General features: G+C 49.1%; 16 protein-coding genes. 10 read left to right on the forward strand and 6 right to left on the reverse strand.

Features of this window, described 5'->3' with window-relative positions:
* Nucleotides 1-16 precede the first annotated feature (16 nt).
* The 4 genes from amyA to fliD all read right to left on the reverse strand — a co-directional run bounded on the left by amyA (nucleotide 17) and on the right by fliD (nucleotide 3,787).
* Nucleotides 17-1,504: an alpha-amylase gene (gene amyA, locus C1192_RS02255; RefSeq protein WP_038355610.1), complete on the reverse strand. Its 1,488-nt coding sequence runs from the start codon at nucleotides 1,502-1,504 to the stop codon at nucleotides 17-19.
* Between the two features lie 77 nt (nucleotides 1,505-1,581).
* Nucleotides 1,582-1,947 (reverse strand): flagella biosynthesis regulatory protein FliT, encoded by a 366-nt coding sequence (fliT, locus tag C1192_RS02260; protein WP_001015042.1) that lies wholly within the window; start codon nucleotides 1,945-1,947, stop codon nucleotides 1,582-1,584.
* A complete protein-coding gene (fliS, locus tag C1192_RS02265) occupies nucleotides 1,947-2,357 on the reverse strand; it encodes a flagellar export chaperone FliS (RefSeq protein WP_000286599.1) in 411 nt (136 codons plus the stop codon). The genes fliT and fliS overlap by 1 nt, the downstream gene beginning before the upstream one ends.
* Nucleotides 2,358-2,371: 14 nt before the next feature.
* Nucleotides 2,372-3,787 carry a flagellar filament capping protein FliD gene (gene fliD, locus C1192_RS02270; protein ID WP_001516565.1) on the reverse strand — a complete coding sequence of 472 codons (1,416 nt, stop codon included), beginning with the start codon at nucleotides 3,785-3,787 and terminating at the stop codon, nucleotides 2,372-2,374.
* A gap of 245 nt (nucleotides 3,788-4,032) precedes the next feature.
* Here fliD and C1192_RS02280 point away from each other — a divergent pair, with 245 nt between their 5' ends.
* The 8 genes from C1192_RS02280 (at nucleotide 4,033) to sdiA (ending at nucleotide 11,326) form a co-directional block, all read left to right on the forward strand.
* The gene (locus tag C1192_RS02280) at nucleotides 4,033-5,343 is read left to right on the forward strand and encodes a FliC/FljB family flagellin (RefSeq protein ID WP_000079767.1); all 1,311 of its coding nucleotides are present in this window, start codon (nucleotides 4,033-4,035) and stop codon (nucleotides 5,341-5,343) included.
* Nucleotides 5,344-5,648: 305 nt separating this feature from the next.
* A complete protein-coding gene (fliA, locus tag C1192_RS02285; protein WP_000839544.1) occupies nucleotides 5,649-6,368 on the forward strand; it encodes an RNA polymerase sigma factor FliA in 720 nt (239 codons plus the stop codon).
* A gap of 45 nt (nucleotides 6,369-6,413) precedes the next feature.
* On the forward strand, nucleotides 6,414-6,965 hold the full coding sequence (gene fliZ, locus C1192_RS02290) for a flagella biosynthesis regulatory protein FliZ (RefSeq protein WP_038355614.1): 552 nt from the start codon (nucleotides 6,414-6,416) through the stop codon (nucleotides 6,963-6,965).
* Between the two features lie 87 nt (nucleotides 6,966-7,052).
* Complete coding sequence (gene tcyJ / locus C1192_RS02295) at nucleotides 7,053-7,853, forward strand: cystine ABC transporter substrate-binding protein (RefSeq protein WP_024214583.1); 801 nt, start codon at nucleotides 7,053-7,055, stop codon at nucleotides 7,851-7,853.
* A gap of 103 nt (nucleotides 7,854-7,956) precedes the next feature.
* Nucleotides 7,957-8,943: a D-cysteine desulfhydrase gene (gene dcyD / locus C1192_RS02300; RefSeq protein ID WP_001128252.1), complete on the forward strand. Its 987-nt coding sequence runs from the start codon at nucleotides 7,957-7,959 to the stop codon at nucleotides 8,941-8,943.
* A gap of 14 nt (nucleotides 8,944-8,957) precedes the next feature.
* A complete protein-coding gene (tcyL, locus tag C1192_RS02305; protein WP_001158227.1) occupies nucleotides 8,958-9,626 on the forward strand; it encodes a cystine ABC transporter permease in 669 nt (222 codons plus the stop codon).
* A complete protein-coding gene (gene tcyN, locus C1192_RS02310; RefSeq protein WP_001273019.1) occupies nucleotides 9,623-10,375 on the forward strand; it encodes an L-cystine ABC transporter ATP-binding protein TcyN in 753 nt (250 codons plus the stop codon). Before tcyL ends, tcyN begins: the two co-directional genes overlap by 4 nt.
* A 228-nt stretch (nucleotides 10,376-10,603) precedes the next feature.
* On the forward strand, nucleotides 10,604-11,326 hold the full coding sequence (sdiA, locus tag C1192_RS02315) for a quorum-sensing transcriptional regulator SdiA (protein ID WP_001154282.1): 723 nt from the start codon (nucleotides 10,604-10,606) through the stop codon (nucleotides 11,324-11,326).
* Between the two features lie 66 nt (nucleotides 11,327-11,392).
* Here the strand turns inward: sdiA and yecF are convergent, their stop codons facing one another.
* Entirely contained in the window at nucleotides 11,393-11,617 is a 225-nt protein-coding gene (gene yecF / locus C1192_RS02320) for a DUF2594 family protein YecF (RefSeq protein ID WP_000106471.1), read from the reverse strand.
* Nucleotides 11,604-11,744, reverse strand: coding sequence for a hypothetical protein (locus C1192_RS25045; protein ID WP_241482972.1), 141 nt, complete (start codon nucleotides 11,742-11,744; stop codon nucleotides 11,604-11,606). Before C1192_RS25045 ends, yecF begins: the two co-directional genes overlap by 14 nt.
* 332 nt (nucleotides 11,745-12,076) lie before the next feature.
* Between C1192_RS25045 and uvrY the strand changes: the two genes are divergently transcribed.
* Together uvrY and uvrC are read left to right on the forward strand one after the other, a co-directional pair.
* Entirely contained in the window at nucleotides 12,077-12,733 is a 657-nt protein-coding gene (gene uvrY / locus C1192_RS02325; RefSeq protein ID WP_000611331.1) for a UvrY/SirA/GacA family response regulator transcription factor, read from the forward strand.
* On the forward strand, nucleotides 12,730-14,562 hold the full coding sequence (gene uvrC / locus C1192_RS02330; RefSeq protein WP_000116020.1) for an excinuclease ABC subunit UvrC: 1,833 nt from the start codon (nucleotides 12,730-12,732) through the stop codon (nucleotides 14,560-14,562). The genes uvrY and uvrC overlap by 4 nt, the downstream gene beginning before the upstream one ends.
* Nucleotides 14,563-14,566: the final 4 nt, after the last annotated feature.

The raw sequence follows: 14,566 nt of genomic DNA on the forward strand, positions 1-14,566 counted from the left end.
GCCGCCGGGGATGTGTTTAAATCACCTCTTCGATAACCCACACACTGACGCTACCGCCGTTGCAAAAAAAGGTCGCTTCGCCATTTTCATCGGTCACCACGCTCTCTTGCCGATTGCCCAGAAAATCACGCCAGGTTTTATTGCCGTAATTCTCTCCCAGATGAATGGTTTTTTCGCCATCGTCACCGTTTGACATCACCACCACGCAGCCTAGATATTCGTCGGTGCCGCTGCGACTAAAGGCAATACAGTTCGGATGATCGAAAAATAACGTCTGTACACCGTGGGCGAAACGCTGGCGGGCGAGGATTAACTCATCGAGCTGTTCGATTATTGGCATATCTATCGGATAGGTTTGCCCGTCACCGCCGACATCTTCGTAATGAGCACCGTACAGATCAGGGTAGAACACTGAAGGGACGCCATTTTCCCGCAGCAAAATAAGGGCATACGCCAGCGGTTTAAACCACGGTTCTACCGGAGCTTCAAGGGCTTGTAACGGTTGGGTATCGTGGTTGGCGACCAGTGTAACGGCATGGAAAGGATCGGCTTCCACCAGCGTACCGGTGAATATCTGCGTCATATCGTAGTTGCGCCCCATTCGGGATGCTTCATGGAATTTCATTTGCAGCGGCGCATCAAATAGCATGGTTTTGCCTTCTACCTGGGCAATATATGTTTGCAGCTTATCTACTTCACGCGACCAGTATTCCGCCACAATAAATAGCGGTTTTGGCGCGACTTCCTGCACGTGTTCGATCCACTCTTTATAAAACCAGGCTGGAATATGTTTTACTGCGTCGAGACGAAAACCGTCGCACTGCGTTTGCTCCATCACCCAGCGTGCCCAGTATTTAAGCTCTTCCGTGACGGCATGGTTGCGAAAATCGATATTTTCGCCCATCAGATAGTCGAAATTACCTAACTCATCATCAACCTGGTCATTCCAGCCTTCGCCGGTGTAGTCGTTGACGATTTTAAAAATGCCATCTTCGTTTGGATTTTCGATATGGTCGATGCCGCTAAAACATTTGAAGTCCCAGATGAACTGCGAGTATTGACCGGCACGAGCCGGGAAGGTGTAACGGGTCCAGCCTTCGCACTCAATGATTTCATCATCAATTTGCGTGCGATCATCTGCATTGACGCGCTGTACGCGAATGGCTTCTTTTTCGTCAGCCCCCATTTTGTGGTTGACGACCACGTCCAGCAGTACGGCAATGTCATTGCGTTTGAGTGCGTCAATGGCTGCCAGCAACTGTGCTTTATCGCCATATTTGGTGGGGATGCTGCCTTTCTGATCAAACTCGCCTAAATCAAATAAATCATAGGAGTCGTAGCCAACAGAATACCCGCCCGATGCGCCTTTATAGGCGGGCGGCAGCCAGATCATATTGATACCAATATCATTTAAACCGTCGGCGCGCTCGGCCAGTTCAGGCCAGAGCTTGCCGCCTTCCGGGTAATACCAATGAAAACATTGCAACAGCGTGGGGTTACGCATTCTTCGACTCCGCTCAAGGGGAACATTAGAAGCGTAGCCGTAATCGGATTATTCGCGAGCAATCAGCTCTTTAAGCTTCAAAAGAGATTTTCCTGCGGCGCCAGCACGTAGCCACCCTGATCGCCGTAGGTGCTTAACACCGATTTTTGCATTGATGACTGACCGACCAGTTTCGCCAGTTCATCCATCCGAATCTGCAATAACTGTTTTACTTTGTTTTCGTTTTCCAGAACGAGGCGCAGCATAGGTCTGAGTTGCTCCTGGATCATGGCAGAGGGTTCCATTTCTTCCGTTAAGTGTGCAATTTTTTGCACCGCATTGACATATTCCATTTCGCTGGCGATGAGTTCATCCCACCGTCCTTCTGTCGCCAGGCGTAACATGAGCTGGCTTTTTTCGACGAGTTGTTGCCAGGCAAAATACAAGTGCGGTGCATGGTTCATCAGACAGGGTCCTGAATCAATGAAGGGGAGAGTAGAGACTCTTTCCAGGCATCGGCAAGATTGCGCATTAAAGTTTCCACTTCTGCGACTGCGGAGACATCGTTGCGTAAATTAGCTTGCAGCAAACGCCTGATCATATAGCTATAGAGAGCAATCAAATTCTGGGTTAATTCGTCCTGACTTTCTTCGTCAAGACTGAGTCTCAGCCCGTTCTCAATAATGTTGATCGCTTTTGACAAAGAGACGCCTTTGCCTTCCTGATTGTTGTCCTGCATAAACAAGCGCGCTCTTACCAGCGCACTCAACACGCCGTCAAATAGCATGGTGACCAGTTGCTGTTGGCTGGCACTCATTACGGCGCTTTCGACGCCAATTTGTGCGTAGGCCTGGGTGCCTTTTGCGCTGTACATTGTCTCTCCTGAGATTATTTCGAACTGCTATTTGAGGTGTCGAACTGTTGTGTCAGATAGCTGCTGGTGGAGTTCAGCGAGTTCATTAACACATCTAATTGGGTGAACTGGGCTTTATAGCGCGCCATTAATGTATCGATGCGTTCGCTGGCGGCATTGTATTGATCGGTCAAATTGTTCAGCGTTTTGCTGACGCCATCTTTTGCGGCCTGGATTATCCCGGTGGAGGAGAGCCAACTGGTCAGGTTGCTGCTAATGCTGGTGGTTACGCCTGTACTTTTACCGTCACCAATAAACATTTCACCGACGCCAGCAGCATCTTTTTTCAGCGCTGTTTGCAGTTTGTCGGTCGCTATTTCCAGCTTTCCGGTACTGGCATCGCTGGTAATGCCAATTTGTGCCAGCGTTTTATAGTTTGAACTGCTGTGGGTATTGGCGAGCAAGGTTTTAAGCTGAGTCTGGATGGTACGCAGTGTGGAGTCACCGAGTAATGCACCATTGCTGGAATCCTGGTTTTCAGCACCGGCATCGACGGCTGTGTATTTCGTTAAGTTGCTGAAGGTATCCTGTAATGCGTTATAGGCATCCACCCACGCTTTAACCGCATTTTCAGCTTTGGATGTATCTTTACTGATGGTCAGTGTCTGATTACCGGTGGTGACGTCATTCAGGTTGAGGGTGATATCTTCCAGCGCGTCACTGATAGTATTGCTGCTGTTTTCAATCTCAACGTTATTGACAGTCAGTTTGGCGTTCTGCGCGGTGACGCTTTCAACCATGCCATTGCTGCTATCACCCGAAGTTCCGTTGTAACCCATAAAACTTTGCAGGGTGCTGTCACCGCTGACGCTGAGCTTCATGGCGTTGTCGCTACCGGTATCATTGGCGGTGATGGACAAACGATACTCGCCGTTACCCACATTGATAATACTGGCGCTGACACCAGCTTTGGCGTTGTTAATGGCATCGCGAATGCCGGAGAGCGACGAATCAGCCGCACTGATATCAATCGTGACCGGCTCTTTACCGCCGCCTTGCTGGATGGTCAGTACGCTATCGCTGGTGGCGATGGCGGCTTTACTGTCTTTTTGACTATTTTGGGTGGTCAGCGTCTGCGCCTGCGCCAGTTGGCTGACGCTAATGGTGTATTTCCCGGCAATCGCGCTGCCCGTGGTCGTGGCGCTGAAAGCTGATGAACTGCTGGTGGTTGAGGTGGCGGTAAATAAATCGGCTTTATTCAGTGCTGTATTGGCCGTCTGGAAACTCTCCAGCGCGCTTTTCAGCGTCCCGTAGGCGCTCAGTTTCGCGGTGTAAGAACTTTGCTGTTTCGATATCGGCGTCAGGGTAGATTTTTCTGCCGCCTCCAGACTGTCGAGGATGCTGCTTAAGTCCAGCCCCGACCCAACCCCAAGCGTTGAAATACTCGCCATATAGATTCCTTAATCATGCGACATGTAGAACGAATACCGGGGTTATCGGCGTAAGTGGGGCAAAGTTTACGATTTATTTTTGGGCTTAATGACACGAACAGCAACGAGGAAGGGGAGTATTTCGACCGCTAGAAAAAAATTCTAAAGGTTGTGAGTGACCAGACGATAACAGGGTTGACGGCGACGAAGCCGAAGGGTGGAAGCCCAATACTTAAACCGTAGACTTGAAAACAGGAAAATGAATTATGGCACAAGTCATTAATACCAACAGCCTCTCGCTGATCACTCAAAACAACATCAACAAAAACCAGTCTGCGCTGTCGACTTCTATCGAACGCCTCTCTTCTGGCCTGCGTATTAACAGTGCGAAAGATGACGCTGCCGGTCAGGCGATTGCTAACCGTTTCACCTCTAACATTAAAGGCCTGACTCAGGCTGCGCGTAACGCCAACGACGGTATTTCTCTGGCGCAGACCACAGAAGGTGCGTTGTCTGAAATCAACAACAACTTGCAACGTGTGCGTGAGCTGACCGTTCAGGCGACGACCGGTACTAACTCTGATTCTGACCTGTCATCTATTCAGGACGAAATCAAATCCCGTCTGGATGAGATTGACCGTGTTTCCGGTCAGACCCAGTTCAACGGCGTGAATGTACTGGCAAAAGACGGTTCGATGAAGATTCAGGTTGGCGCGAATGATGGCCAGACTATTAGCATTGATTTGCAGAAAATTGACTCTTCTACATTAGGGTTGAATGGTTTCTCCGTTTCTGCTCAATCACTTAACGTTGGTGATTCAATTACTCAAATTACAGGAGCCGCTGGGACAAAACCTGTTGGTGTTGATTTCACTGCTGTTGCGAAAGATCTGACTACTGCGACAGGTAAAACTGTCGATGTTTCCAGCCTGACGTTACACAACACCCTGGATGCGAAAGGGGCTGCCACCGCACAGTTCGTCGTTCAATCCGGTAGTGATTTCTACTCCGCGTCCATTGACCATGCAAGTGGTGAAGTGACGTTGAATAAAGCCGATGTCGAATACAAAGACACCGATAATGGACTAACGACTGCAGCTACTCAGAAAGATCAGCTGATTAAAGTTGCCGCTGACTCTGACGGCGCGGCTGCGGGATATGTAACATTCCAGGGTAAAAACTACGCTACAACGGCTCCAGCGGCGCTTAATGATGACACTACGGCAACAGCCACAGCGAACAAAGTTGTTGTTGAATTATCTACAGCAACTCCGACTGCGCAGTTCTCAGGGGCTTCTTCTGCTGATCCACTGGCACTTTTAGACAAAGCCATTGCACAGGTTGATACTTTCCGCTCCTCCCTCGGTGCCGTTCAAAACCGTCTGGACTCTGCGGTAACCAACCTGAACAACACCACCACCAACCTGTCTGAAGCGCAGTCCCGTATTCAGGACGCCGACTATGCGACCGAAGTGTCTAACATGTCGAAAGCGCAGATCATCCAGCAGGCGGGTAACTCTGTGCTGTCTAAAGCTAACCAGGTGCCGCAGCAAGTTCTGTCTCTGCTGCAGGGCTAATCGTCGTAATATAATGACAGCAAACGCCAAATTGCCTGATGCGCTACGCTTATCATGCCTACAAGGTGAATCGCAATTAATTAAATTTGCATATTCGCGTAGGTCGGATAAGGCGTTTACGCCGCATCCGGCAAGATGAGGCGGACTTTGTCAGCTATCTTAACCCCGCTCCAGCGGGGTTATTCTGCTCACTATTTACCGATTACCCCAAATAACCCCTTATTTCACCCATTAATCGTCCGATTAAAAAACCTGCAGAAACGGATAATTATGCCGATTATTTATATAACGCAGGGCTGTTTATCGTGAAATCACTCTATACCGCTGAAGGTGTAATGGATAAACATTCGCTGTGGCAGCGTTATATCCCGCTGGTGCGTCACGAAGCATTGCGCCTGCAGGTTCGACTGCCCGCGAGTGTAGAACTTGACGATCTGCTACAGGCAGGCGGCATTGGATTACTTAATGCTGTTGAACGTTATGATGCCCTGCAAGGAACGGCATTTACAACTTACGCAGTGCAGCGTATCCGTGGTGCTATGCTGGATGAACTTCGCAGCCGTGACTGGGTGCCGCGCAGCGTGCGACGCAATGCACGTGAAGTGGCGCAGGCAATAGGGCAACTGGAGCAGGAACTTGGCCGCAACGCCACAGAAACGGAAGTGGCAGAACGTTTAGGGATTGAAATCGCTGATTACCGGCAAATGTTGCTTGATACTAATAACAGCCAACTTTTCTCTTATGATGAGTGGCGCGAAGAGCACGGTGATAGCATCGAACTGGTTACTGACGATCATCAGCGGGATAACCCGTTACAGCAGTTACTGGACAGTAATTTGCGCCAGCGGGTAATGGAAGCCATCGAAATGTTGCCGGAGCGCGAACAGTTGGTATTAACGCTCTATTACCAGGAAGAGCTTAATCTCAAAGAGATTGGCGCGGTGCTTGAGGTCGGTGAATCGCGGGTTAGTCAGTTACACAGCCAGGCTATTAAACGGTTACGCACCAAACTGGGTAAGTTATAACTCAGGTAAATGCCGCACATTAATTTTGAATACCAGGAGTTCTTAATAATGATGCAGCACCAGAAAAGGCGGCTATTAAGCCGCTATCTTAAAGATTTTAAACACAGCCAGACTCATTGCGCATATTGCCGTAAATTACTCGATCGCATTACCCTGGTTCACGATGGCAAAATAGTCAATAAAATCGAGATTTCCCGTCTTGATACACTGCTTGATGAAAATGGCTGGTATGAGGAACAAAAATCATGGGCAGCGTTATGCCGTTTCTGCGGTGATTTACACTGCAAAACCCAGAGTGATTTTTTTGATATTATCGGCTTTAAGCAGTTTCTTTTTGACCATACTGAAATGAGCCCCGGTACAGTGCGCGAATATGTGGTTCGTCTACGTCGTTTGGGTAATTATTTAAGCGAACACGATATTTCCTCTGACCTGTTGCAGGATGGTTTTCTTGATGAAAACCTCGCACCCTGGCTGCCCACCACCAGCACCAATAATTATCGCATCGCATTACGTAAGTACCAGTGTTACCAGATGCAAACCCGCGGCGACCTTGCGCAGAAATCCCCCAGTCTGTCAGCTTCTGATATATATTAAATAAGAATAAGATGTAGCAGAGTTGTTTTTGTGTCTACGAACAATGGCTCTACACTGCAAACCAACATAACAACATTCGGGGTGAATATGAAATTAGTACATCTGGGGCGTCAGGCGTTGATGGGTGTTATGGCCGTGGTGCTGGTTGCGGGTATGAGCGTGAAAAGTTTTGCCAACGAAGGCCTGCTCAATAAAGTAAAAGAGCGTGGCACGTTGCTGGTGGGACTGGAAGGGACTTACCCGCCGTTTAGCTTTCAGGGCGATGACGGTAAATTGACCGGTTTTGAAGTGGAGTTTGCTCAACAACTGGCAAAACATCTGGGCGTTGAAGCCGCATTAAAACCGACCAAGTGGGATGGTATGCTGGCGTCCCTGGATTCTAAGCGCATCGATGTGGTGATTAATCAGGTTACCATCTCAGATGAACGTAAGAAAAAATACGATTTCTCTACCCCTTACACCATTTCCGGTATTCAGGCGCTGGTGAAAAAAGGTAATGAAGGCACAATAAAAACCGCAGACGACCTGAAAGGTAAAAAAGTTGGCGTTGGTTTAGGCACCAACTATGAAGAGTGGCTGCGTCAGAATGTTCAGGGTGTTGATGTGCGCACCTATGATGATGACCCGACCAAATATCAGGATCTGCGCGTAGGTCGTATTGATGCCATCCTGGTTGACCGTCTGGCGGCGCTGGATTTGGTGAAGAAAACCAATGATACGCTGGCAGTAACCGGCGAAGCCTTTTCCCGCCAGGAGTCAGGTGTCGCGCTGCGTAAAGGCAACGAAGATCTGCTGAAAGCAGTCAACGATGCCATCGCAGAAATGCAAAAAGATGGAACGTTGCAAGCCCTTTCGGAAAAATGGTTTGGCGCTGATGTGACCAGGTAATCAGCATAATGACAAAAAAGGGCGCTTTAATCGGCGCCTTTTTATTTAAGCGTTTTCAGCGTGCATAATAACAATATCACAACAACAGACATCGGAGGCTTTTATGCCACTGCATAATTTAACTCGTTTTCCACGGTTGGAGTTTATCGGCACACCGACACCGCTCGAATATCTGCCACGTTTTTCTGATTATCTCGGTCGGGACATTTTCATCAAACGGGATGACGTCACCCCGTTGGCAATGGGCGGAAATAAGTTACGCAAACTGGAATTTCTCGCAGCAGACGCCTTGCGCGAAGGTGCTGACACACTGATTACAGCCGGAGCGATTCAGTCTAACCATGTGCGCCAGACTGCCGCAGTGGCCGCAAAACTTGGTCTGCATTGCGTGGCGCTGCTGGAAAATCCCATTGGCACTACTGCAGAAAATTATTTAACCAACGGCAACCGCTTGTTGTTAGATCTCTTCAATACCCAGATTGAAATGTGCGACGCGCTGACCGATCCCAATGCCCAACTGGAAGAGCTGGCGACTCGCGTCGAAGCACAAGGCTTTCGCCCATACGTCATTCCGGTTGGCGGTTCCAATGCTTTAGGCGCGTTGGGCTATGTGGAGAGCGCGCTGGAAATCGCGCAACAGTGTGAAGGGGCGGTTAATATTTCTTCGGTAGTGGTGGCGTCGGGCAGTGCCGGAACGCATGCCGGGCTTGCAGTAGGGCTGGAACAACTGATGCCAGAAAGCGAACTGATTGGCGTGACCGTGTCACGTTCCGTTGCTGACCAGTTGCCAAAAGTGGTTAGCCTGCAACAGGCAATCGCGAAAGAGCTGGAACTGACCGCGTCAGCAGAAATTTTACTCTGGGATGACTACTTTGCCCCTGGCTACGGCGTGCCAAATGACGAAGGCATGGAAGCGGTGAAACTGCTGGCGCGGTTGGAAGGCATTCTGCTTGATCCTGTGTATACCGGAAAAGCGATGGCGGGGCTGATTGATGGCATCAGTCAGAAACGCTTCAAAGACGAAGGGCCGATTCTGTTTATTCATACTGGCGGCGCACCTGCGCTGTTCGCCTATCATCCTCACGTCTAGCCCCGGAAACGCTCATGCAAGAAAGTATACAACTGGTTATTGATTCTTTGCCGTTCCTGCTAAAAGGGGCTGGGTATACGCTGCAACTCAGCATCGGCGGTATGTTTTTCGGTTTGCTGTTGGGGTTTATTCTCGCGCTGATGCGCCTGTCACCCATATGGCCCGTACGCTGGCTGGCGCGTTTTTACATCTCCATTTTTCGCGGTACGCCGCTCATTGCACAACTGTTTATGATCTACTACGGTCTGCCGCAGTTTGGCATTGAATTAGATCCGGTTCCGTCAGCGATGATTGGACTGTCACTGAACACCGCCGCCTATGCTGCCGAAACGCTGCGGGCAGCGATTTCGTCTATTGATAAAGGTCAGTGGGAGGCGGCTGCTAGTATTGGCATGACGCCGTGGCAAACTATGCGTCGCGCAATTTTGCCGCAGGCGGCGCGGGTGGCACTGCCGCCGCTGTCGAACAGCTTTATCAGCCTGGTGAAAGATACCTCACTGGCCGCGACGATTCAGGTGCCGGAACTGTTTCGTCAGGCGCAGTTGATAACCTCGCGTACTCTGGAAGTGTTCACCATGTATCTGGCGGCTTCGCTCATCTACTGGATTATGGCGACAGTGTTATCGACGCTGCAGAACCATTTTGAGAATCAACTAAATCGCCAGGAGAGAGAGCCAAAATGAGTGCCATTGAAGTTAAAAACCTGGTGAAAAAATTCCACGGTCAGACAGTGCTGCACGGTATCGATCTGGAGGTCAAAACCGGCGAAGTGGTGGCAATTATCGGCCCGAGTGGTTCCGGCAAAACCACGTTGCTACGCAGCATAAATTTGCTGGAACAGCCAGAGGCGGGTACCATCACCGTTGGCGATATTACTATTGATACCGCACGTTCGTTAAGTCAGCAAAAATCGCTGATTCGCCAGTTGCGCCAGCACGTCGGGTTTGTGTTCCAGAACTTTAATCTGTTCCCGCATCGTACGGTGCTGGAAAACATTATTGAAGGGCCTGTGATCGTTAAAGGCGAACCGAAAGAAGAGGCAACGACACGCGCCCGCGAACTGCTGGCGAAGGTCGGGCTGACGGGGAAAGAGACCAGCTATCCGCGTCGTTTGTCCGGCGGTCAACAGCAACGTGTGGCGATTGCGCGTGCGCTGGCGATGCGCCCGGAAGTCATTCTGTTTGACGAACCTACCTCGGCGCTGGATCCGGAGCTGGTGGGCGAAGTCCTGAATACCATCCGCCAACTGGCGCAGGAAAAGCGCACGATGGTCATTGTGACGCACGAAATGAGCTTTGCTCGTGACGTTGCTGACCGCGCGATCTTTATGGACCAGGGGCGGATAGTCGAGCAGGGGCCAGCAAAAGCGTTATTTGCTGATCCGCAGCAGCCCCGTACCCGCCAGTTCCTTGAGAAGTTTCTGTTGCAATAATAAGAAAAAATCAGCCCCGTCGGCTTTCCAGACGGGGCGAGAACGCGCTCTCAATCTGGTGAATTGCTTAACAAATCAGCATAACTTATTAATAACATAAAAGAATGCTATGTCTTGCAAAAGTAATTCATTGTCTGAATAATATAAATTATATATAAATCTTATTTATGTGATAGTTTGAGTTATCAATATAAATGATACTCACTCTCAGGAGCGTTGCGGTTAACTATGCAGGATACGGATTTTTTCAGTTGGCGTCGCACGATGCTGTTACGTTTTCAGAGAATGGAGGCCGCGGAAGAGGTCTACCATGAAATAGAGCGGCAGGCTCAACAACTCGAGTACGATTTCTATTCATTATGTGTGCGTCACCCGGTGCCATTCACGCGACCGAAAGTGGCCTTCTACACCAATTACCCGAAATCATGGATTAGTTATTATCAGGCAAAAAACTTTCTTGCCATTGATCCGGTGCTTAACCATGAAAACTTCAGTCAGGGGCATTTATTGTGGAATGATGACTTATTTAGCGAAGCGCAGCCGCTATGGGAAGCCGCGCGTGCACATGGTATACGCCGTGGTGTCACTCAGTATTTAATGCTGCCAAACCGGGCGCTGGGTTTTTTGTCCTTTTCCCGTAGTAGTACGCGTGAAATACCTGGCCTTAGTGATGAACTGCAATTAAAAATGCAGTTATTGGTGCGCGAAAGTCTGATGGCGTTGATACGCTTAAATGATGAAATAGTGATGACGCCAGAGATGAATTTCAGCAAGCGGGAAAAAGAAATTCTGAAATGGACCGCGGAAGGAAAAACGTCAGCAGAGATAGCGATGATCTTGTCAATCTCTGAAAATACGGTCAATTTTCATCAGAAAAACATGCAGAAAAAAATCAATGCACCGAATAAGACACAGGTTGCCTGCTACGCTGCTGCAACTGGCTTAATATGACATCAATTACATTCTGCGTGCCAGATGCAAAACCGGCTGAAAGGCGCGCTTTCAGCCGGTTTTATATTACTGACGGTAGGCTTGTTTAATTTGCTTAACCGTTTTGGAAAATATTGCAGCCTGGGTTTCGTCTTCGATCAGCGCAAGCTGTTTTTCCATCTTTAACATCACGCGGCCCGCGTCAGCTTGTCCCATCGCCTGCAGCATCAGCGTCAGCATCGCTTTCAGGCAGGAGACTTCATTTGCCAGATCTTGATTATTCTCGGCAGTAGAAAAATCAGGCGTACTCATTTATTTTCCTCGTCATGTTGCAATAAAAATTTGCGGTGAAAAATGTTAAGGCGGCGGAGTATACCATAAGCTTTGCTAAAAATATTAGTGGTTGTTTTTTGTGCGCTGTATCGTCAACTGTATTAATTCAGTCAATATAATGACCAATAAATATTTTTATAATGAATGTTTTTTGCACGTATTGTTCGGGTTAATTAATGTTACATATTCATACCGCTGATTTTTCATTTGTGCTGAATAAAGTCAATTTTTGTCACATCTCGCCGTTGGTCGTGCTGTGAAACGAACCGGCAAACCTTTGATGACGGGCGTGATCATAACTGTGGACAATCGAATTTACAAAAACGAGAGAAAAATCGAATACCCACCATTTTTAACGTTTCAAAGTTGCAATAAAACCCGCTAATATACTAATGACTAACTATCAGTAGCGTTATCCCTATTTCTGGAGATATTCCTTTGATCAACGTTCTACTTGTTGATGACCACGAACTGGTGCGCGCAGGGATACGACGCATTCTGGAAGATATAAAGGGTATTAAAGTTGTCGGTGAGGCATCCTGCGGTGAAGACGCCGTTAAGTGGTGCCGGGCAAATACCGTTGACGTTGTGCTAATGGACATGAGTATGCCTGGCATTGGTGGTCTTGAGGCGACGCGTAAAATCGCCCGCTCGACAGCCGATGTCAAAATCATCATGCTTACGGTTCATACCGAAAACCCTTTACCAGCGAAAGTGATGCAGGCCGGTGCCGCGGGCTATCTCAGCAAAGGCGCAGCCCCGCAGGAAGTCGTGAGCGCGATTCGTTCTGTTTATTCAGGGCAGCGTTATATTGCTTCTGACATTGCTCAACAAATGGCGTTAAGCCAAATCGAACCAGAAAAAACAGAAAGCCCGTTTGCCAGTTTGTCGGAACGTGAATTGCAGATTATGCTGATGATTACCAAAGGCCAGAAGGTCAATGAGATCTCAGAACAGCTTAATCTCAGCCCGAAAACGGTGAACAGCTATCGCTACCGTATGTTTAGTAAATTAAACATACATGGCGATGTTGAGTTGACTCACCTGGCAATTCGCCATGGTCTGTGTAATGCGGAGACATTAACAAGTCAGTGAGTGTTCAGTTTGACGCAAAAGCGTTTTTAAAAACCGTAACCAGCCAGCCGGGCGTTTATCGCATGTATGATGCTGGTGGTACGGTTATTTATGTCGGCAAAGCGAAAGACCTGAAAAAACGGCTTTCCAGTTATTTCCGTAGCAACCTCGCTTCGCGCAAAACCGAAGCGTTGGTCGCCCAGATCCAGCAAATCGATGTCACGGTTACCCACACCGAAACAGAAGCGTTATTGCTGGAGCACAACTACATTAAACTCTATCAACCGCGTTACAACGTTCTGTTACGCGATGATAAATCTTATCCCTTTATCTTCCTGAGTGGCGATACCCATCCGCGTCTGGCTATGCATCGCGGCGCGAAACATGCCAAAGGTGAATATTTCGGCCCGTTCCCAAACGGTTATGCCGTGCGTGAAACCCTGGCGCTGCTACAAAAAATTTTCCCGATTCGCCAGTGTGAAAATAGTGTTTATCGCAACCGCTCGCGTCCGTGTCTGCAATATCAGATAGGGCGTTGTCTGGGGCCGTGCGTTGAAGGGCTGGTGAGTGAAGAAGAATACGCCCAGCAGGTAGAGTATGTGCGCCTGTTTTTATCCGGCAAGGACGATCAGGTGCTTACCCAACTGATTAGCCGCATGGAAACAGCCAGCCAGAATCTGGAATTTGAAGAGGCTGCACGTATTCGCGACCAAATCCAGGCGGTGCGGCGCGTAACCGAAAAACAGTTTGTCTCCAATACTGGTGATGATCTTGACGTTATTGGCGTGGCGTTTGATGCGGGCATGGCTTGTGTCCATGTCCTGTTTATTCGTCAGGGCAAGGTGCTCGGTAGCCGTAGTTATTTCCCGAAAGTACCTGGCGGTACGGAATTGGGCGAAGTGGTGGAAACTTTTGTCGGCCAGTTCTATTTACAGGGTAGTCAGATGCGCACTTTGCCGGGTGAGATCCTGCTCGACTTTAATCTTAGCGATAAAACGCTGCTTGCCGATTCTCTTTCGGAATTGGCGGGGAGAAAGATTAACGTTCAGACCAAACCACGTGGCGATCGGGCACGTTACCTGAAGCTGGCGCGCACCAATGCGGCGACTGCGTTAACCAGCAAACTTTCGCAGCAATCTACTGTTCACCAGCGTCTGTCTGCGCTTGCCAGCGTGTTGAAACTGCCGGAAGTGAAGCGGATGGAGTGTTTTGATATCAGCCATACCATGGGCGAACAAACAGTCGCTTCGTGTGTGGTGTTCGATGCTAACGGCCCGCTGCGAGCGGAGTATCGACGCTATAACATTACTGGTATTACGCCGGGCGATGATTATGCGGCGATGAATCAGGTGCTGCGTCGGCGTTACGGAAAAGCTATCGACGACAGTAAGATCCCGGACGTGATCCTTATCGACGGCGGCAAAGGACAGCTTGCGCAGGCGAAAAATGTTTTCGCTGAGCTGGATGTCTCATGGGATAAAAACCATCCGCTGTTACTTGGGGTAGCGAAAGGGGCCGATCGTAAGGCTGGTCTGGAAACGCTGTTCTTCGAGCCGGAAGGAGAGGGATTCAGCCTGCCGCCAGATTCACCTGCGCTGCATGTCATCCAGCATATTCGCGATGAATCACACAATCATGCGATTGGCGGTCACCGCAAAAAACGGGCAAAGGTCAAAAATACCAGCACCCTGGAAACCATCGAAGGTGTCGGGCCAAAACGCCGGCAAATGTTGTTGAAATATATGGGCGGTTTGCAAGGTTTACGTAACGCCAGCGTCGAGGAAATTGCAAAAGTGCCGGGTATTTCGCAAGGTCTGGCAGAAAAGATCTTCTGGTCGTTGAAACATTGATGTC

Origin of the sequence: Escherichia marmotae (assembly GCF_002900365.1) — a bacterium.
In the GTDB taxonomy this organism is placed as follows: domain Bacteria; phylum Pseudomonadota; class Gammaproteobacteria; order Enterobacterales; family Enterobacteriaceae; genus Escherichia; species Escherichia marmotae.